The 19,085-nt window shown below is 69.3% G+C and carries 22 protein-coding genes; 13 read left to right on the forward strand and 9 right to left on the reverse strand.

The features are described 5' to 3' along the window. Positions 1 to 8: 8 nt before the first annotated feature. Entirely contained in the window at positions 9 to 266 is a 258-nt protein-coding gene (locus tag J2754_RS04725) for a DUF5822 domain-containing protein (protein WP_188878154.1), read from the reverse strand. Between the two features lie 69 nt (positions 267 to 335). Here J2754_RS04725 and panB point away from each other — a divergent pair, with 69 nt between their 5' ends. The 4 genes from panB to J2754_RS04745 all read left to right on the forward strand — a co-directional run bounded on the left by panB (position 336) and on the right by J2754_RS04745 (position 4,374). After that, positions 336 to 1,109 carry a 3-methyl-2-oxobutanoate hydroxymethyltransferase gene (gene panB / locus J2754_RS04730; RefSeq protein ID WP_188878155.1) on the forward strand — a complete coding sequence of 258 codons (774 nt, stop codon included), beginning with the start codon at positions 336 to 338 and terminating at the stop codon, positions 1,107 to 1,109. Positions 1,110 to 1,313: 204 nt separating this feature from the next. Beyond that, a complete protein-coding gene (locus tag J2754_RS04735; RefSeq protein ID WP_188878156.1) occupies positions 1,314 to 1,565 on the forward strand; it encodes a DUF7127 family protein in 252 nt (83 codons plus the stop codon). Then, on the forward strand, positions 1,562 to 3,832 hold the full coding sequence (locus J2754_RS04740) for a CDC48 family AAA ATPase (RefSeq protein ID WP_188878157.1): 2,271 nt from the start codon (positions 1,562 to 1,564) through the stop codon (positions 3,830 to 3,832). The genes J2754_RS04735 and J2754_RS04740 overlap by 4 nt, the downstream gene beginning before the upstream one ends. Before the next feature lie 65 nt (positions 3,833 to 3,897). Beyond that, positions 3,898 to 4,374 (forward strand): GNAT family N-acetyltransferase, encoded by a 477-nt coding sequence (locus J2754_RS04745; RefSeq protein WP_188878159.1) that lies wholly within the window; start codon positions 3,898 to 3,900, stop codon positions 4,372 to 4,374. Between the two features lie 12 nt (positions 4,375 to 4,386). Here J2754_RS04745 and J2754_RS04750 read toward each other — a convergent pair whose 3' ends face one another. From J2754_RS04750 to J2754_RS04765, 4 genes are all read right to left on the reverse strand, one after another. Continuing rightward, entirely contained in the window at positions 4,387 to 4,791 is a 405-nt protein-coding gene (locus tag J2754_RS04750; protein WP_211086798.1) for a hypothetical protein, read from the reverse strand. Positions 4,792 to 4,796: 5 nt separating this feature from the next. Next, positions 4,797 to 5,666, reverse strand: a complete 870-nt coding sequence (locus J2754_RS04755) for a hypothetical protein (protein ID WP_211086799.1) — start codon at positions 5,664 to 5,666, stop codon at positions 4,797 to 4,799. A 4-nt stretch (positions 5,667 to 5,670) separates the two neighbouring features. Continuing rightward, positions 5,671 to 6,846, reverse strand: coding sequence for a DNA primase small subunit PriS (gene priS / locus J2754_RS04760; protein ID WP_211086800.1), 1,176 nt, complete (start codon positions 6,844 to 6,846; stop codon positions 5,671 to 5,673). A gap of 147 nt (positions 6,847 to 6,993) precedes the next feature. Continuing rightward, the gene (locus J2754_RS04765; protein WP_188878163.1) at positions 6,994 to 7,473 is read right to left on the reverse strand and encodes a GNAT family N-acetyltransferase; all 480 of its coding nucleotides are present in this window, start codon (positions 7,471 to 7,473) and stop codon (positions 6,994 to 6,996) included. Positions 7,474 to 7,614: 141 nt separating this feature from the next. Between J2754_RS04765 and J2754_RS04770 the strand changes: the two genes are divergently transcribed. From J2754_RS04770 to J2754_RS04780, 3 genes are all read left to right on the forward strand, one after another. Further along, positions 7,615 to 8,388 (forward strand): DUF502 domain-containing protein, encoded by a 774-nt coding sequence (locus J2754_RS04770; protein WP_188878164.1) that lies wholly within the window; start codon positions 7,615 to 7,617, stop codon positions 8,386 to 8,388. After that, on the forward strand, positions 8,385 to 8,804 hold the full coding sequence (locus J2754_RS04775; protein ID WP_188878165.1) for an archease: 420 nt from the start codon (positions 8,385 to 8,387) through the stop codon (positions 8,802 to 8,804). Before J2754_RS04770 ends, J2754_RS04775 begins: the two co-directional genes overlap by 4 nt. A 92-nt stretch (positions 8,805 to 8,896) precedes the next feature. Beyond that, entirely contained in the window at positions 8,897 to 10,357 is a 1,461-nt protein-coding gene (locus tag J2754_RS04780) for an RtcB family protein (RefSeq protein WP_188878166.1), read from the forward strand. A gap of 86 nt (positions 10,358 to 10,443) precedes the next feature. Here J2754_RS04780 and J2754_RS04785 read toward each other — a convergent pair whose 3' ends face one another. Further along, positions 10,444 to 10,890 carry a DUF7969 family protein gene (locus J2754_RS04785; protein ID WP_211086801.1) on the reverse strand — a complete coding sequence of 149 codons (447 nt, stop codon included), beginning with the start codon at positions 10,888 to 10,890 and terminating at the stop codon, positions 10,444 to 10,446. A gap of 191 nt (positions 10,891 to 11,081) precedes the next feature. Between J2754_RS04785 and J2754_RS04790 the strand changes: the two genes are divergently transcribed. Next, positions 11,082 to 11,936 carry an eIF2B alpha/beta/delta subunit family protein gene (locus tag J2754_RS04790; protein WP_188878168.1) on the forward strand — a complete coding sequence of 285 codons (855 nt, stop codon included), beginning with the start codon at positions 11,082 to 11,084 and terminating at the stop codon, positions 11,934 to 11,936. Positions 11,937 to 11,943: 7 nt separating this feature from the next. Here J2754_RS04790 and trmB read toward each other — a convergent pair whose 3' ends face one another. Beyond that, entirely contained in the window at positions 11,944 to 12,996 is a 1,053-nt protein-coding gene (gene trmB / locus J2754_RS04795; protein ID WP_188878169.1) for an HTH-type sugar sensing transcriptional regulator TrmB, read from the reverse strand. Positions 12,997 to 13,088: 92 nt separating this feature from the next. Here trmB and J2754_RS04800 point away from each other — a divergent pair, with 92 nt between their 5' ends. Beyond that, positions 13,089 to 13,994: a mechanosensitive ion channel family protein gene (locus J2754_RS04800; RefSeq protein ID WP_211086802.1), complete on the forward strand. Its 906-nt coding sequence runs from the start codon at positions 13,089 to 13,091 to the stop codon at positions 13,992 to 13,994. Here J2754_RS04800 and J2754_RS04805 read toward each other — a convergent pair. Further along, positions 13,978 to 14,379, reverse strand: coding sequence for a universal stress protein (locus tag J2754_RS04805; protein ID WP_188878171.1), 402 nt, complete (start codon positions 14,377 to 14,379; stop codon positions 13,978 to 13,980). The genes J2754_RS04800 and J2754_RS04805 overlap by 17 nt on opposite strands. Positions 14,380 to 14,463: 84 nt before the next feature. On the opposite strand from J2754_RS04805, the gene J2754_RS04810 reads away from it, so the two are divergent. The 4 genes from J2754_RS04810 (at position 14,464) to moaC (ending at position 18,447) form a co-directional block, all read left to right on the forward strand. Next, positions 14,464 to 14,700: a DUF5816 domain-containing protein gene (locus J2754_RS04810; protein ID WP_188878172.1), complete on the forward strand. Its 237-nt coding sequence runs from the start codon at positions 14,464 to 14,466 to the stop codon at positions 14,698 to 14,700. A gap of 283 nt (positions 14,701 to 14,983) precedes the next feature. Further along, positions 14,984 to 16,357 (forward strand): aminomethyl transferase family protein, encoded by a 1,374-nt coding sequence (locus J2754_RS04815; RefSeq protein ID WP_188878174.1) that lies wholly within the window; start codon positions 14,984 to 14,986, stop codon positions 16,355 to 16,357. 120 nt (positions 16,358 to 16,477) lie between these two features. Continuing rightward, positions 16,478 to 17,911, forward strand: coding sequence for an NAD(P)H-hydrate dehydratase (locus J2754_RS04820; RefSeq protein ID WP_342590104.1), 1,434 nt, complete (start codon positions 16,478 to 16,480; stop codon positions 17,909 to 17,911). Next, a complete protein-coding gene (moaC, locus tag J2754_RS04825) occupies positions 17,911 to 18,447 on the forward strand; it encodes a cyclic pyranopterin monophosphate synthase MoaC (RefSeq protein ID WP_211086803.1) in 537 nt (178 codons plus the stop codon). The genes J2754_RS04820 and moaC overlap by 1 nt, the downstream gene beginning before the upstream one ends. A 3-nt stretch (positions 18,448 to 18,450) precedes the next feature. Here the strand turns inward: moaC and J2754_RS04830 are convergent, their stop codons facing one another. Then, positions 18,451 to 19,077: a DUF1405 domain-containing protein gene (locus tag J2754_RS04830; protein WP_211086804.1), complete on the reverse strand. Its 627-nt coding sequence runs from the start codon at positions 19,075 to 19,077 to the stop codon at positions 18,451 to 18,453. Positions 19,078 to 19,085: the final 8 nt, after the last annotated feature.

Here is a 19,085-nt window from a genome sequence, read left to right on the forward strand (position 1 = left end):
AAGCACGCTCACCCCTCCGCGTCCGCGTCGACGGCCGTCCGCCGCGCGTAGAGGTAGACGGCGACGGCGGTGACGATCCAGACGACGGCGCCGACCCGGATGGCGAAGGCGGCCTGCGCGCTCCACGTCGGGATCGAAACGCCGCTGACGAACGCGACGAGCGCCACGACGGGCGCGCCGACGACGATGGTGAGGACGAACGTCGTCTGCATCACCCACCCGTAGTCGACGCCCTCGGGATCGGTCTCTTCGACGACGTCCGGCATGCCCGTCCCTGCGTGGGCGTCCCGGATAAAAGCCGCGTGTTTAACGGTCTGCCCGGGGTAGACGACCGCATGACGTCCGTGCAGGACATCCGCGAGCGAACCGGCGACGACCCGATCACGATGCTGACGGCGTACGACACGCCGACGGCGCGCATCGCCGACGAGGCGGGCATCGACGTCCTACTGGTCGGCGATAGCATGGGGAACGCCGTGATGGGGTACGACTCGACGCTCCCCGTGACGATGGACGACGTCGCGTCGCGGACGGGCGCGGTCGCGCGCGGCGCGGAGGACGCCCTCGTCGTCGCGGACATGCCGTTTCTGAGCTACGGCGCGGACGACGCCGACGCGGTGGAGAACGCCGGCCGACTGATCCGCGAGGCGGGCGCGGACGCGGTGAAGTTGGAGTGCGGGCCGCACACCGTCGGCCTCACCGAGCGGCTCGTGAACCTCGGGATCCCGGTCATGGCGCACGTCGGACTGACCCCCCAACGGATCAACCAACTCGGCCTCGAACAGCAGGGTGCGACGGCGGAGGCCGCCGCGGAGATCGAATCGCTCGCGGAGGCTCACCAGAGCGCCGGGGCGTTCAGCGTCGTGCTCGAACACGTACCGGACGACGTGGCCGCCGACGTCACGGACGCGCTCTCCACGCCGACGATCGGGATCGGCGCGGGCGACGCGACCGACGGTCAGGTGCTCGTCATCACCGACGTCCTCGGGCTCTCCGAGCGCGTCCCCCCGTTCGCCGAGCGGTTCGGAGACGTCGCCGCGGAGATGCGCTCGGCGATCGAGGCGTACCGGGACGCGGTCGACGACGGCTCGTTCCCGCGCGACGACTGAGTGGGGCCAGAGGGATCGTCGCTCGACCCGTCGACGAACGACGACCGACCGCTCGCGTCGGCCGTCCGTGCGCCGTCACTCGACGGCCGGCTTCGACGGCGACGGTGGGACCGCAATTCAACCGCTCGCCCCGTTCTTTATAACAAGCGGCCGATTTCTACGACAGGTTTATATGCTCTCGAACCTAACCAGAAGTTAGCAACAATGAAGCCACAGAACACGCTGACCGACCAGCGCGGACTCGTCGAACGCTACGATTACGACGGCGAGACCGTCGTCGTGGCCGACACGCCTTTCGCCGACGAGCGGGTGGCCGTCGACGTCGTCGACGGCACCGCCATCGTCGTCGTCACGGGCGACGACGAGGACGCGCAGCACGAGATCGAACTCCCCGCGGGCGAGGTCGCCCGCGCGTTTATCAACAACGGGATCATCACCGTCGAGGTGAAGCGATGAAACTGACGGTCAAACCCCTCAAACAGGACCAGGCCGGTCGCGGCCTCGCGGCCGTCGACCGCCGGGCCATGGACGAACTGGGCCTCGACAACGGTGACTACATCGTCATCGAGGGTAGCGGCGACGGCCGCGCCATCGCCCGCGTCTGGCCGGGCTATCCCGAAGATCAGGGCGAAGGCGTCGTCCGGATCGACGGCGACGTCCGCCAGGAGGCCGACGTCGGCATCGACGACAGCGTCACCATCGAGAAGGCGGACGTCAACCCCGCGAAGTCGATCAGCGTTGCCCTCCCGCAGAACCTCCGCATCCGGGGGGACATCTCGCCGTACATCCACGACAGGCTCTCCGGGAAGGCCGTCACGACGGGGCAGACCATCCGCGTCCCCTTCGGCTTCGGCGGCTTCGGTCAGATGAGCGGCCAGCGCATCCCCGTCCGAATCGCCGGAAGCGACCCCGAGGGGACCGTCGTCGTCACCGACTCCACGGAGATCCAAGTGAGCGAGATCCCCGCCGAGGAGATCGGCGACGGACGCACCGGTACCGGCGGCGAGAACACGCCGAACGTCTCCTACGAGGACATCGGCGGTCTCGACGACGAACTCGAACAGGTGCGCGAGATGATCGAGCTCCCGATGCGCCACCCCGAGCTCTTCCAGCAGCTCGGCATCGAACCGCCGAAGGGCGTCATGCTCCACGGCCCGCCCGGCACCGGGAAGACGCTCATCGCCAAGGCCGTCGCCAGCGAGATCGACGCGCACTTCCAGACGATCTCCGGTCCGGAGATCATGTCGAAGTATTACGGGGAGTCCGAGGAGAAGCTCCGCGACGTCTTCGACGAGGCCGAGGAGAACGCGCCCGCGATCGTCTTCATCGACGAGATCGACTCCATCGCGCCCAAGCGCGAGGAGGCCGGCGGCGACGTCGAGCGCCGCGTGGTCGCCCAGCTGCTCTCGCTGATGGACGGCTTGGAGGAGCGCGGCGACGTCATCGTCATCGCGGCGACGAACCGCGTCGACGCCGTCGACCCCGCGCTCCGACGCGGCGGCCGTTTCGACCGCGAGATCGAGGTCGGCGTCCCCGACCAGGAGGGCCGCAAGGAGATCCTCCACGTCCACACACGCGGCATGCCCCTTGCCGACGGCGTTGCGGTCGACGAGCTCGCGGAGAACACGCACGGGTTCGTCGGCGCGGACATCGAGAGCCTCGCGAAGGAGGCCGCGATGAACGCCCTGCGGCGCATCCGTCCCGACCTCGATCTCGAATCGGACGAGATCGACGCCGAGATCCTTGAGTCCATCCGGGTCACCGAGGACGACTTCAAGGAGGCGCTGAAGGGCATCGAGCCGTCGGCGATGCGCGAGGTGTTCGTCGAGGTGCCGGACGTCACGTGGGCGGACGTCGGCGGCCTCGAAGACACGAAAGAGCGCCTGCGCGAGACGATCCAGTGGCCCCTCGACTACCCCGACGTGTTCGAGTCGATGGATCTCGACTCCGCGAAGGGCGTCCTGATGTACGGGCCGCCCGGCACGGGGAAGACCCTGCTCGCCAAGGCCGTCGCCAACGAGGCGAACTCGAACTTCATCTCGATCAAGGGCCCCGAGCTCCTCAACAAGTACGTCGGCGAGTCCGAGAAGGGCGTCCGCGAGGTCTTCGAGAAGGCCCGCTCGAACGCACCGACGGTGGTGTTCTTCGACGAGATCGACTCCATCGCGGGTCAGCGCGGTCGGAACCAGAGCGACTCCGGCGTCGGCGAACGCGTCGTCAGCCAGCTCCTCACGGAGCTCGACGGCATCGAGGACCTAGAGGACGTCGTCGTCGTGGCGACGACGAACCGGCCGGACCTCATCGACTCCGCGCTCCTCCGACCGGGTCGTCTCGACCGGCACATCCACGTGCCCGTCCCCGACGAGGAGGCCCGCCGCGCCATCCTCGACGTCCACACCGAGCGCAAACCGCTCGCCGACGACGTCGACCTCGACCGGATCGCCCGGCGCACCGAGGGCTTCGTCGGCGCGGACCTCGAAGCGCTCGTCCGCGAGGCGACGATGGCCGCGACGCGCGAGTTCGTCAACACCGTCTCGCCCGAGGACGCCGCCGACTCCGTGAGCAACGTCCGCGTGACGATGGCGCACTTCGAGGAGGCGCTCGGCGAGGTCGGTCCCTCCGTCACCGAGGACGTCCGCGAGCAGTACCAGGAGATCGAACAGCGATTCGAGACGGCCGAGTCGCCTGAGAAGGAACGCGACACCGGCCGCGCCTTCCAGTAACGCGACTCCCCCTTCTCCGATCGCTTCCGTAAGCCGTTTCTCCGCGTATCGCCCACTCGACCGGCATGGAAATCGCGCGGTTACGCGAGGCCGACCTCGACGGGTTCGTCACGGAGCTGTGGCTCCCGGCGAAGCGGGAGATGGCGGCGTCGATGACCGGCTACGAGATCGACGAGCGCGACGGCCTCCGCGAGACCGGCCGCTCGCACTATCGCTCGCGGCTGGCCGACGAGGGGACCGTGACGTACGTCGGGCGCGAGGACGGCGAGCGCGTCGGCTACGTGAGCGCCGAACTCCGCGGGCCCGCACCGATATTCGAGGACGTCCGCGAGTGTCACGTCAGCGACCTCTACGTCGTGCCAGAGACCCGCCGCCGCGGGGCCGGGCGCGCGCTCCTCGCCGCCGTCGAGGAGTGGGGTCGCCTACGCGACTGCGCGCACCTCGACCTCAACGTCGACGCCGACAACGAGGCGGCGCTCGCGCTCTACGAGGCGTCCGGGCTCACCGCCGAACGCTACCAGATGCAGAAACCGCTCGATTAGTCAGGTCTCGACTTACAGCTCCAGCTTTTCTTCGACGTCATCGACCCACTCGGTGTTCGTCTCGGTTACTTCCTCCTCGTAGACTCCATTCGAGAGACCGATGAGCTTCCGATACGATTCGTCGATAGCATCTCTCGGCGGAAGCCCGGCCAGATGGCGAACGTCCGAATAGAACGGTACCTGATTAGTCGCGGCACGCAGTTCTGCGCCGTCCATACGGAGCGCCTCGGACGCCTCGTTCAGGGTTGATTCGGTGTGGCTGTTCGGTCCCGGGCTAGTGATCACGTCACGGTAGTAGCGCAGATCCGTGTCCACCTGTTGGATACAGGACGCGACGTCCGACAGCGGTTTGATGTAGAACCAGACGATGGTTGAGGAGACGACGCCGAGGACGAAGCTCGCCAGAACGGTGAACATCTCGATCAGTCCAGTTTCTCCGCGGCGTCGCGCGCGAGCAGCGGCTCGGCGTTCTCCACGGGGAGCGTGACGACGTCGTCGGCCTCGAGGGTGTACGCGCGCTCGTCGATCCCGTACACTTCGCCGACGTCCGTCGTGATGCGGACGGTCGAGCGCTCGATGTCGGGGTCGTCGGCGCTCGCGTCGGTCCCGGCGTTCGCCTCCTCGCCGTCAGCGTCGTCGCCGTCGAGCGACGCACCGTCGCCGCCCATCGCCGCGGCAGCGGTGGACGATTCTGCGGCCGCGTCGTCCGCGTCCGCCCGTTCGTCGGGCGCGGGCTCGTCCGGCGGCGGCGTCGGCGCGCCCGCCCCGGACTCGGACGCGTGCGCTCCCGCTGTTTCGGTCTCGGCGCCCGCCGCTCGGTCGTTCACGACGTCCGCCGGGTCGGGCGACTCGTCGCGTTCCGGCGGCGCGTGGGCGTCCGGGCCGGCGTCGGTCGCGGCGTCCGTCTCGCCCGCGAGGACGTCGAGGACGCGCGACTTGTTCGACTCGATACGCGCGACGAGGTCGGTGTAGAGGGCTCGCTCCTCCGCGGTCAGCCCGTCGGCGTCCGCTCCCATTCCGGCGGCCGAGAGACTGGCCTGCTTCACGATCTTGCCGACCCGACGCTCGTAGATGGCCTCCGCGACCTGCTCTGCGGTCTCGATCTCGTCGGTGAGCGACTGGACCTCGTCGTCCCCGAAGGGATCGTCCGCTTCGGCGGCCGCCTGCTCGCGGCGCTCGCGGAGGTCCGCGATGTACCCCGCGGCCTCCCGGTAGAAGGAGTCCGGCAGGTCCTGTAAGCCGTCCGTCGTCCGTTCGCGCGTCTGTGCCGCGCGGAGGTCGTCGATGTTCATGCTGTCATTCGGCCGCTTTCTCCGCCCATCCGCGGGCCATCAGGAAGACGCCCGCGTACTCCGGTAGTGTCTGCTCGCCCGGCGCGACCGTAATCGTTTCGCCCCGCATGGCGAGTTCGTACTCGCGCTCGACGTCCACGCGGATGTCGTGACCGACGAAGGTCTCCGGGACGGCGTCCACGAGGGGGTCGAACTCCCCGAGATCGTCGCGCTCGATCGGCGTCACGGCGAGTCCGCTCCCGCCGTGGAGCGACCCCGGAAGGCGGATGAGTCGGTGGGTGTCCGTCGTCACCGGCTCGTCGATCGGGGCCTCCTCGGCCTCGACCGTCTCCGCGAGGAGCTGGCGCGCGACGTTGAGGAAGGCCGGGTGGACGTCGACGTTCCCCGAGCGCACCGCCTCCGTGTTGTTCTGGACGACGTTGAGGACGGCCTCGGCGTTCTTCTCCCCGACGCCGTCGAACGTCTGCAGGCGTAAGAGGGCGTCGCGCTCGTCCACGGCGAGCAACTCGTCGACGAAGTCGTCGATGTGCTCGACGGCGCGCCGCCCCCACCCCCCGTCGGCGGGCAGCGTCCGGCGCGTCGTCGGGTTCTTCACGCCGAGGCCGCTGACCGTCTCCTCGCGGACGAGCGACTCGAAGCCGAGACCGGTCCCGCGAACGTAGTCCACGATCTCGCGGCGCTCGTCGCGTTCGAGCGGGAAGACCGCGTCGTCGCGGACGTGGACGTGGTAGCCGCGGCCGCCCGAGAAGACGATCGAGAGGTCGTCGAAGCCGAAATCGGCCTCCAAGAAGTCGAGCAGTTTCACGAGCGCGTCCTTGCTCTTCGCGAGCATCTCCGCGTAGGTGTCCTCGCCGAGCGTGACTGTCGGGAGGTGGTCGGCGTCGATGTCGAAGACGAGGTCGGCGCCGCGCCACTCCTTCTCGGCCATCGTCGCGGCCCCCGGTGTCTCGTAGCGCCCCGCGGAGAAGTAGACGTGTCGGGGGCGTTTGCGCCTGAGGAACGCGCCCACCTCGCCGAGGTCGAGGAGGTCGCGGTGGCGGACCATCGTCTCGTCGGGGCCCTCCGTCCACGGGATGAACCCCCACTCGCGCTCGTCCGCGCTCGGCGGGAGCGGGACGTCGGCGCGCCGATAGTAGTCGCTGAACCGCCCCCGTAGGTACGCGCGCGTTCGCTCCTCCATCCCTCGCACGTACGCGTCGGGGTCGAAAAAGGCGTGTCGGTCTCCGGGTCGGGACGACGCGCGTCGACGCGTCGACACGCGCTCGACCGGCCGTCGAAGGCGGCTGATACCCACTCGAACCGTCCGGGACGGGCCGAGCGCGGTGCGCTACCGACGGAGGTACTCCGAGAGCCGATCACGCAGGCGCTCGCTCTCGCCGAGTCGGAGGTAGTAGGCCCCCTCGCCGTCCTCGTAGTAGTTGCCGATCTCGCGGACGATCTCGAAGCCGAGGTGTCGGTAGAATCCGAGAGCGGCGTCGTTCGAGACGCGGGCGTGACAGGAGACCGTCTTCGACCCTTCCGCGACGGTGGCGACGAGGCGCTCGCCGAACCCCTCGCCGCGGTAGTCGGTGTCGACGGCGAGGAAGAGTATGTAGCCGTCGTGTCGCGCGGCCGCGAAGCCGACGAGGTCCTCGTCGGGCGTGACGTAGACGTAGACGGTCGCGCGCCGATAGGCGTCCGCGAAGAAGCCGTACCGCTGTCGGAGGAGCCCTTCGCGTTCACGGATGCGTTCCTTGAGGTCCCACGCGTCGTCGAGGAACTCGTCGCTACCGCGCGGGACGATCCGTTGCTCGACCGTGACGCTCACTGCCCGCCTCTAGCCCACCGGAGAATATAGTTCCACCGTCCCCCCGGACGCGTGCCGCGGTTCCGCCGACGGCCGGACGCACGCTCCCGGTCCCGACGGATGCCACAACCCTTTCGGTCACCCCTATCCGAGGTGAGACCGATGTCCTCCGACGGGCCCCGGACGCGACGGCGGATGCAAGCGGCCGGCCAGTCGGCCGCCTCGCACGTCAGAGAGGCCTTCATCACCGGGATCGCGGTGATGGTGCCGATCCTCATCACGTTCTACGTCCTCCACGCCGCTCTCGGCCTCTTCACGAACGTCCTCGATCCGCTCGCGTACGGCCTCCAGCGCCTCGACGTCGCCCCCGAACGCCGGTTCGTCATCGTCCAGTTGACCGCGGCGTTCCTGCTCGTCGCCCTGACCTTCTCCGTCGGCTTCTTCGCGTCCTTCCAGTCGGGCGAGCGCGCGCTCGAATACTTCGACCTCCTGATGGAGCGCATCCCCGGTATCGGCTCCGTCTACGCGAGCTTCCGGCAGATGAGCGACGTCATGCTCGAATCGGACGCCGAGAACTTCCGGAAGGTCGTCCTCGTCGAATACCCACACGAGGGGGCGTACACGCTCGGGTTCGAGACGGTGCGGACGCCGGAACCGATCCGCGACGCCGCCGGCGACGAGAGCCTGCGGACGCTCTTCCTCCCGCTCGCGCCCAACCCCGTGATGGGCGGCTTCCTCGCGCACGTCCCCGAGAGCCGGATCATGGACGTCGACATGACCGTCGAGGAGGGGATGCGGACGGTCATCACGACGGGCGTCGCCGTCGCCGACACGGCGGAGGCGGAGGGGCTCTCTCGCGCGCAACTCGAAGAGCTCGGCGGTGCCGAGGTCGGCGAGCGCTTCGTCGACGACGAGACGGAGGAGGAAGAGCGATGACCGACGCCTACACCCTCCGCGAGCACACCGCGGACGTCGCCGTCGAGGCCCGCGGACCCACCCTCGGGGCGTGTTTCGCCGCCGTCGCCGACGGGATGGCGGCCGCGATGTGCGACGAGATCCCCGCGTCGGGCGGCGAACGCTTCGCGCTCACGGCGCGCGCGACGACGAAGAAACGCCTCCTCTACGACTACCTCGACGATCTCATCTACGAACGCGACGTCCGCGGCGTCCTCCCGGTCGACAACGAGGCGACCGTCGCACGCGACGGCGACGGGTGGACGCTCGACGCCTCGGCCCGCGGACTCTCGCTCGCCGACGTCGCCGCCCGCGATCTGAAGGCCGTGACCTTCTCCCAGATGCAGATCGAGGAGCGCGCGGACGGGTGGGAGGCCTACGTCGTCTTCGACGTCTGACGCACGCGCCGATACACGCGATCGACCCTCCGAGCCCCGTCTCGACGGCGCGGAACGGTCCTTTTACCACCGCCGGGCCGAACACTCCGAGTATGACTACGTTCGACGCGGGCGACGTCACCCTCAGCGAGGTCGAGGAGTTCGTCTGGGAGATCGCCCGAGAGGACGGGATGAACACGCCGGCGCGCGTCCTCGCCAGCGAGAGCCTCCTCGAAGCGATCGCCGACGACGACACCCTCCGGCAGATCCGGAACGTCACGCACCTCCCCGGCGTCGTCGAGCACGCGCTCTGCATGCCCGACGGCCACCAGGGGTACGGCTTCCCGGTCGGCGGCGTCGCCGCCATCGACGCCGAAAACGGCTGTATCAGCCCCGGCGGAGTCGGATTCGACATAAATTGCGGCGTCAGGATGGTGAAGACAAACCTCGAATACAGTGATATAACGGGACGCGAGGAGGAGCTCGTCGACGCGCTCTTCGACGCCGTGCCGACGGGGCTGGGCGGCGGCGGCGTCGTGACGGGCGACGCGGAGACGATGACGGGCGCGCTCGAACGCGGCCTCGACTGGGCGCACGAGGCGGGGTACGCGACCCGCGACGACCTGAAACACTGCGAGGACGGCGGCTACCGCCCGGACGCCGAACCCGAGAAGGTCTCGCAGAAGGCGACGGACCGGGGACGCAATCAGCTCGGGAGTCTCGGCTCGGGTAACCACTTCCTCGAAGTCCAGCGCGTCACCGACATCTACCGCGACGACGTCGCGGCGACGTACGGTCTGGAGGCCGACCAGCTCGTCGTCCTCATCCACTGCGGCTCCCGCGGGCTCGGCCACCAGGTCTGCTCCGACTACCTCCGGCGAATCGAGGAGGAGCACGCGGACTTCCTCGACGACCTGCCGGACGACAACCTCGCGGCCGCACCCGCGGGGAGCGAACTCGCCGAGGACTACTACGGCGCGATGTGCGCGGCGATCAACTTCGCGTGGGTGAACCGACAGCTCATCACCCACCAAGTGAGGGAGACGTTCGCGGACGTCTTCGACACGCCGTGGCCCGAGCTCGGCATGGAGCTCCTCTACGACGTCTCGCACAACATCGCCAAGCGCGAGACCCACGAGGTCGAGGGAGAGGAACGCGAGGTGTTCGTCCACCGGAAGGGCGCGACGCGGGCGTTCCCGGCGGGTCACCCCGAGGTCCCGACGGCGTACCGCGACGCTGGCCAGCCGGTCATCATCCCGGGGAGCATGGGTGCGGGAAGCTACGTGCTCCGGGGCGGCGCCGAGTCGATGGACCGGACCTTCGGATCGACGGCCCACGGCGCCGGGCGGCTGATGAGCCGGACGCAGGCGAAACGCGAATACCGCGGCGAAGAGATCCGATCCGACCTCCGCGAGCACGAGCACGTCTACGTGAAAGCCGAGTCGGGCGCGACGATCGCCGAGGAGGCCCCCGGGGTCTACAAGGACGTCGACGAGGTCGTGCGCGTCAGCGAGGCGCTCGGCATCGGCGATACGGTCGCCCGCACCTTCCCCGTGCTGAACATCAAGGGATGAGACGCTGACTCGACGACTGAGCCGCCACCGCCGGGTCGCGGCGGACCGGCGTCAGCCCGAGAGTACCGCCGCGCATCGAGACGGGCTCAGCGGTTCGTCGGCCCGCTCGGCCCGCTCGGCCCGTTCGGTCCCCGCGGCCCGCGCGGTACGCGCCCCTCCGCGAGTTCGACGTACTCGCTCTCGCGCGCTCCCGCGGCCTCGACCTCCTCGCCGTCCTCGTACGTCACGAAGTTGAGGTAGAACGGCTCGCCACAGCCGCCGGCGTCCGTCTCCGTCCCCGCCCCCGCCCTCGCCCCGGTCTCCATCTCCGTCCCACCCGCCCGAGCTTCGGCGCGGGACCACTCGCAGCCGTCGCTCTCCCCGCAGACGAAGCGGACGCCGTCGACGTCCGACTCCTCGTAGTCCCCGTCGGGCGCGACGTACGTCCACCCCTCGAGCGGGTAGGGCGTGACCGACTTGTCACTGAGATAGGCGTCGCGCTCGACGGCGACGACGGTCTCGCATCGCGGACAGTAGTAGCGAACGGCGACCATACGCGCACCAGGAGCGCGAGAAAGTTAGGTCACGCGGCGGTGCGATCGGTATCACGGGCTCGGCAGTGTCGGCGGCGCCGTCGGGGCTCGACACGGCCTCGATCGATCGCACGCTCCCCGTCTCCGGACCTCCCGACTGGCGACTGCCCCCTGTCGGAAGCTTCAGGGTATCGCGGGTCGGTCGTTCGACCATGATCGACGAGACCGCCGAGGAGATCGCGGAGATGCGCACGCACTCCGCCTCGGCCGTCGCCGTGAAGGCCGCTCGCGCGCTTGAGGACCTACTCGACGACGAGTTCCCGACGGTCGAGGAGTACGTGCGCGCCCTCGAACGCAACAGTTCGGCGCTCCGTCGCGCGAGCCCCTCCCACGCCTCGCTGGTCACGACCCAACACGAGATCGTGGCCGCCGTCGCGGACGCCGACATCGAGACGGTCGCGGCGGCCAAAGAGCGCACGCGAGCGGCGATCGACGCCGTCGTCGAGCGCATCGAGACGGGCAAACACGAGGCCGCGACGGCCGTCGCCGAGGAGCTCGCCGACGGCACGACGCTGTTGACGCACGACTACTCCACGACCGCCCTCGAGGCGATCGAGACGGCGGCCGAGGGAGGCGCGTCCCTCGACGTCTACGTCACGGAGAGCCGCCCGCGATACATGGGCCGGCGGACCGCGCGCCGCCTCGCCGAGGTCGAGCGGGTGCGCGCGACGCTGATCGTCGACGGCGCGGCCGGCCACTACATGGACGAGGTGGACGAGGTCCTGCTCGGGATGGACTGCATCGTCGACGACTTCCTCTACAACCGCGTCGGCACCTACCCGATCGCGGCGGTCGCGGACGACGCCGACGTCCCCGTCGTCGTCACCGGGTCGTCGGCGAAGCTCGTCGACGGGGGCGGCTTCCGCTTCGAGAACGATTACCGGACGCTGACGGAGGTCCTGCTCGAACCGCCCGAGGGCTTCGACGTCGAGAACCCCGCGTACGACGCGACGCCGGTGGACCTGCTCGATCGCGTCGTCACGGACGCGGGCGTTCGCCAGTTCTGAGCGCCGCTCACTGGGCTTCGTCGCGCGCGACCGTGATCTCGTAGGCCTCGATGTCCTCGTAGGCGGCGACGCGGCCGCCGACGGTGACGACGTCGCCGTCCGCGGTTTCGACGTCGATGCTCGCCACCTCCTCCGTCTCCTCGTGTTCCGTGCTGACGATCCGTCCGCGGACGGTGCGGGTGTTCCCGCGTTCGACGTCCCGCCCCTCGACGGTCGCGTAGAGGTCGCCTTCGAGGGTTTCGAGGTCCTTGACGCAACGCCGGATGGAGGCGTAGCGTCGCGGGAGCGCGGGCGCCTCGCCGTCGGCGAGGAGCTCGGTCTCGGCGGTCGTCCAGAGGACGGTGCCGAAGAACCCGAGGACGAGGAAACCGAGCGCCGACCGGTTGAAGATGACGGCGTACTGATCGGGGTTCGACCCGACGGCGCCCTGCGTGGCGTAGATGGAGTAGTCGCCGTCGGCGACGGCGAGCAGCGGCGTCGTGACGCCGCGGCGGGCGCGCGCCGCGCTGGCGATCCGGCCGTAGTCGTACGTCCGCCGGTCGGGCGCGTCGGCGGCCGGGGTGACGATCAACTCGATGTCGACGCCGCGTTCGCGCGCCGCCGCGAGTTCGTCCTCGAAGCGCCCGACGAGCGACGGCGTCAGCGAGAGCGCGAGCTCGTATTCGGCGCGGGTGATGACCTCCTCGAAGTACCGCAGAATGGTCGTCCGGCTCTTGACGAGCGAGACGGCCTCGGTCTCCCGCTCGGGGGCGGTGTAGAGGCTCTCGAGGTCGTCGACGAGATCCGTCAGCGAGGAGCGAAGCCCCGCGAAGGCCTCCTCGGGATCGACGGCGACGACGGTCATCGGCCGGGACTCGCGGATCTCGACGAGCCCGCGGTCCCCGAGGCTACGGACGGTGTCGTAGACGCGGGGCTGTGGAACGTCGGTCCGGTCCGCGATTTCGCTCGCCGTCAACTCGCCGTGTTCGAGCACGACGAGGTACGCGGCGATCTCGTACTCGCCGAGGTCGAACCCCTCTCCGACGTGTTCGAGGACGGTTCGGAGGTCGGACTCGCTCATGGGCGCACGTGCGCGTCCACCGGGCTAAAAACCCCCCGCTTCCGCGGGACGCCGAGGACAACCCTTTTCGCCGCGCCCGACGATCGACGCGTATGCCGTGGCCGAGCACCCTCCCGGAGTTCGTCGCCCGCGTCGGGGCCCTGATGCACGACTTCGGACCCGTCGTCGCGGTGCTCGCCATCGTCGCCGGCTGGTACCTCGGTCGCGTCCTCACCGGCGTCCTCGGCCGCCGCGTCGCCCGCCGCTTCATGCGTCCGTCCGTGACGCGTACCGTCCTGCGGCTCATCCGCACCGGCGTGCTCGGGGTGGGCGTGCTCGTCGCCATCTGGTCGCTCGGGCTCGGCCTCGGGAACCTCGTCGTCTCCGCTACGGTCTTCTCGGCGGTGCTCGGCCTCGTGCTCGCGCCGATCGTCGGCAGCGTCATCAACGGCGTCTTCGTCCTCGCCGATCAGCCCTACGAGATCGGCGACATGATCGAGTTCACCGACACGGGCCAGCGCGGCTTCGTCGAGGACATCACGCTGCGCTACACGAAGGTGTTCACTCTCGACAACACCTTCCTCGTGATGCCCAATGGCGAGATGCGCGAGATGAACATCGTCAACTACTCCGCGGAGGACGAACGCACGCGGTGTTCGCTGACCGTCCAAGTCACCTACGAGAGCGATCTCGCGACCGCCCGCTCGGCCATCGAACGCGCCGCCGCCTCCTGCGAGGAGGTCATCGAGGGAGGCCCCGACATCCGGATCGGGAGCGCGCGCTACCCGGCGAAACCGCGGTGCTACATCGACGAGTACGCCGACAGCGGCGTGACCCTCACGCTGCGCTACTGGGCGAAACAGCCCTACCGACTCGGGGCCGTGCGTTCGACCGTCCAGACGAAGATCTGGGACGAGCTGCAGGCACGCGACGACGTCACGTTCGCGTACCCGCACGTCCAGCACGTCTTCGACGAGGAGAGCGGCGAGGCGAGAGTGGCGCTCAGACGGGAACAGTGACGAGCTCGCAGTCGAGCTGTTCGCGGAGGTAGGACTCGACGTCGGGTTCGCCGAGGAGCGAGCGGAGGGCCTTACGCCAGCGCGAGACCTGCGCGCTCCCGATCACGACGACGTCGGCGTCCTCCGCGGCGACTTCGTCGAGGATCGTCTCCTCGACCATGAAGGAGCGACGGACGACGTACCGCGTTCGCTGGACGGTTCCGAAGGCGCGCTCGACGGCGCGTTTGAGATCGGTCCACGTGACGCGGCGATCGTTCTGGTAGAGATCGACGTGGAGGACGGTGAGGCTGGCGTCGCGTTCCGCTGCGAGGTCGATGGCGGCCCGGAGCGTCGCGCGCGAGTGTTCGGTGAGCGGGTAACGGACCGGCACGACGACGGTTGTCATCACCGTCCTCCAGGGTTCCCCCCGGCCTAAGCGTTCCCCACTGCGACGGGGAGAGTTAAGGGCACGACGCGCCGACGACGGTGTATGATCGAGGTGGAGACCGACGACGGAACGTTCTACGCCGCGGAGGACGAGGGCGAGCGCGGCGACGAGGGTGCGTTCCTCGTCGTCTACCGGACGCCCGACCAGGAGACGCGGTACGGGTGGTACTGCACGAACTGCGAGTCGATCGACAACGCGATGGACGCGATGGGCACTATCGTCTGCAACGTCTGCGGGAACTATCGGAAGCCGGACGAGTGGGACGCCGCGCACGAATAGCGTCGAACGTCGCTACGCTCCGTTGTCGGACAGATGAGCGGGGAGCGTTAGTGACCCGCGAGTGCCGCGACCGCGCCGCGTTCTGAGCGTGACAGCCCGCGCGGCGGTTTCGTGGCCGGGCTCGGCGGCTCCGCGATGCGTGGTGTGATAGTGGTGCGCGCCACCGCGAACGCCTGAGCCGTCTGGACGGTGCCGCATCGACGCTGAGGCGGGGAAAACGTCCCAACAACCCGGACACAAGAATTACCGTTTCTGAGAGAACACTTCTACGCGGGTGACTTCCATGACCGGATCACTATCGGACGCGATCGACGAGGCGGGGAGCGCGCTGGAGCTGGTGCGGGGCAACTACCTCTACCCGGAGGACCTGCTGGACCTCGGGGGCGACATCCCCTCGGAGTTCTCGAACTGGCGCGAGGAACAGCGGGCGTGGACGGAGGGCGCGACGCTGATGGACCAGTCCCAGCACATGGTCGACCTGATCCTGGGTGGGCCCGACGCGATCGACCTCCTCGCGGACCTCGGGATCAACGACTTCGAGCGCTTCGAGCCGGGGAAGGCGAAGCAGTTCGTCGCGTGCAACCCCGAGGGCTACCTCATCAGCGACGCGATCCTGTTCTACCTCGACGAGGGGGAGCTCGATCTCGTCGGGACGCCGCCGGCGGCGAACTGGGTCGAGTACCACGCCGAGACGGGCGAGTACGACGTGACGGCCGAACGCGAGGAGAACGCACTGCGACGCGACGGGCCGCCACGGCGCTTCCGCTATCAGGTACAGGGACCGAACGCCCTCGACATCATGCGGGAGGCGATCGACGGGTCGCTCCCCGACGTGGCCTTCTTCAACTTCGATACGGTGACGATCGCGGGACACGACGTCGAGGCGCTGCGCCACGGGATGCTGAACGAGGCGGGCCTCGAACTCTTCGGCCCGTGGGAGTACCGCGAGGACGTCCGCGAGGCGATCGTGGAGGCCGGCGAGGGGTACGGGCTCGTCCCCAGCGGGATGAAGGCCTACTTCACGAACAACGTCAACGGCTGGGTGCCCGCGCCGCTCCCCGCCGTCTACGGCGAGAGCATGTCGGAGTATCGGGAGTGGCTCGACGACCGGGGGTGGGAGGCCGGTTTCTCCGTCGGCGGGAGCCTCCACGCCGACGACGTGAGCGACTACTACCTGAACCCCGTCGAGGTCGGCTACGGTTCCTTCGTCGACTTCGACCACGACTTCGTCGGGAAGGAGGCGGTACGCGAGATGACGGAGCGCGAACAGCGCACGAAGGTCTCGCTGATCTGGGACCGGGACGACGTCGTCGACGCCGCGGCGGGGCTCTTCGAGGACCCGACGACGAAGTCGATGGACTTCCCGCGCCCGCAGTACGCGCTGTCGATGTACGACCGCGTGGAGGTGGACGGGGAGACCGTCGGCGTCTCGAAGTGGCCGTGCTACCGCGATCACGTCCAAGAGATGATGTCGCTCGGGATCGTCGATCCGGGGCTCGCGGACCCCGGGACTGAGGTCACGGTGGTCTGGGGTGAGGCCGACTCGCCGAAGGCGAACGTCGAACCCCACGAGGAGGTCGAGATCGACGCCGTCGTCGAGTCCATCCCCTATCACGACGAGGACAAGCGCAAGTCTATCGATTACGGCGGCCAGTGAGGTCGCGACGGCGACAACCGACGGGCGGTGACGCGGGTGCGGGCGGACGCGGGGACGCGCCGGTCGGTGCCGCCGGCGGTAGCCTTCACCTTTAGGGTCGGCTCGCGCGAACCACGTGGCGTGACCATCACCGCAGCACGGATGGCGGCCGTGGACCGGAACGCAGCCGCCCTCGACGTCTCGACGAAGCAGCTGATGGAGTCGAGCGGGCACGCGCTCGCCCGCGCGGTCCGCGACGTCGCCGCCCCCGGCGATTCCGTGACCGTCCTCGCGGGCCGCGGGAACAACGGCGGGGACGCCTTCGTCGCCGCGCGCTTCCTCGACGGCGATGTCGACGTCTCGGTCCGCCTCCTCGGACGCCCCGAGACGATCACGACCGAGATCGCCCGCGAGAACTGGGCGGCCCTCCAGTCCGCGGAGATCGACGCCGAGCGCGTCCTCGACTCGAAGTCGCTCGCACTCGGCGATCCGGATGTCGTCCTCGACGGCGTGCTCGGGACGGGCGTGACGGGCGCGCCGCGCGAACCCGAACGCTCGGCCATCGTTGCGGCCAACGAGGCGGACGCGACGGTGGTCTCGGTCGACGTCCCGTCCGGGATGGACGCGGACACGGGCGAGGTGGCGGACGTCGCCGTCGAGGCGGATCGGGTCGTCACCTTCCACGACCTGAAGCCGGGTCTCGACGGCCGCGACGACGTCACCGTCGCGGACATCGGTATCCCGGAGGCGGCGGAGACGTTCGTCGGCCCGGGCGACCTCCTGTCGCTCGAACGCGACCCGCAGGCGCACAAGGGGGACTTCGGGCGCGTGATGGTGATCGGCGGGGGCCCCTACACGGGCGCGCCGGCGCTCTGCGCGCAGGCGGCGCTGCGCGCGGGTGCGGACCTCGCGTACGTCGCCTGTCCGGACGCCATCGCCGACACGGTGCAGGGGTACGCCGAGGACCTCATCGTCGAGTCCTACGAGGGCGAACGCCTCCGTCCCCGCGACGTCGACGTCCTGCTCGCGGCCGCCGCCGACCGCGATGTCGTCGTCATCGGCCCCGGATTGGGCGGTGCGGACGACACGCTCGACGCGGTCCGCGACTTCCTCGCGGGCTACGAGGGGACGGCCGTCGTCGACGCGGACGCTCTCCAAGTCGTGCCCGACGTCGACACGGACGCGACTCTCGTCTGTACGCCTCATCAGGGCGAGCTCGCGACGATGGGCGGCCCCCGCGTCGACGACTGGGAGGAGCGCGCCGCGCTCGTCGCCGAGTTCGCGGCCGAACTCGACGTCACGCTCCTCGTGAAGGGCGCGTACGACGTGATCTCGGACGGCGACGTCACGCGCGCGAACCGCACTGGGAACCCCGGCATGACCGTCGGCGGGACGGGCGACGTCCTCGCGGGAATCACGGGCGCGATGGCGTCCACGCGAGCGCCCGTTCAGGCCGCGGCGATCGCGGCGTACGCCAACGGGAGCGCGGGCGACGCAGTCGTCGACGAGCGGGGATACGGCCTGCTCGCCTCCGACCTTCTCGGCGAGATCCCGCCGGCACTGTGGGGGGAGTGATGAGCGACGACGCCGGACGTGACGTCGAGGCCGACGCCGGCGACGCCGACGGACCCGAACCCGACGAGTTAACGCACACGACCGAGGCGGGCGACGTCCAGATGGTAGACGTCGGCGGAAAGCCGGACACGGCACGTCGGGCGGTCGCGCGCGGCGAGATCCGACTGGGGGCGTCGACGATCGCGGCGATCCGCGGCGACGAAATCGGGAAAGGGGACGTGCTCGCCACGGCGCGCGTCGGCGCGATCCAGGCCGTCAAACACACGTGGGAGACCATCCCGATGTGTCACCAGATCCCGATCACGAACGTCGAGACGACGTTCGACGTGCGGGACGAGCGCGTCGTCCTCACCGTCGCCGTCGAGACGACCGGGAAGACGGGCTGCGAGATGGAGGCCTTGGAGGGCGTGACGACCGGTCTGAACGTCGTCTGGGACATGGTGAAGGCCGCCGAAAAGGACGACAGCGGTCGGTATCCCGGGACCGCCGTCGAGGGAGTCGAAGTCGTCGAGAAGACGAAGCGGCCGATCGAGTAACCCTCAGAGCGTCGTCGGGTCGTCCCGGCCGCCGTCGAGGCAGTACCAGGCGAGCGCGAGCGCGCCGAGCGAGAGCAGCGGCGTCACCCAGGGGAGGGGGCCGGTCGTCGCGCTCCGGAGGTGCGGGTGAAGATCGAAGGCGTAGTCCGCGACGTCGTTCGCGACGAACCAGCACGCGGTGACGCCGAGCGCGAACCGACTCGTCCGCCCGTAGTAGGGGAGGAGGAACGCCTCCGCGACCATCACGAGGTGCGTGAAGAGGATGCCCCAGTAGCTCCAGACGTCCGGGTAGTACGCGCTGAAGAAGTAGTTGAGCGTGAACGCCGTCCAGAGGCCGTACTTCACCATCGACGCGAACGCGATCGTGTTCAGCGCGTCGAGGAAGGGCGAGGAGGGGTAGTAGCGTCGTCCCAGCCCCCAGAGCGTGAGGAGGCTGGCGGTCATCCAGCACAGCGAGAGCGGACTGTCGACGAGCAATGGCCACGTGAGCGCGCCGCGCGTCGTCATCTGTCCGAGGTAGAAGTTCAGCCCGACGAGGACGCCGACGGCGTTCGCGGCGAGGAGGAGGAACCGCGAGAGCTCGACGTCGAGGTAGGGAGCGGCGATCCGCTCCGGGATGGGCGACCACATGGCGGGGC

The organism is Halarchaeum nitratireducens (assembly GCF_017874695.1).
GTDB lineage: Archaea > Halobacteriota > Halobacteria > Halobacteriales > Halobacteriaceae > Halarchaeum > Halarchaeum nitratireducens.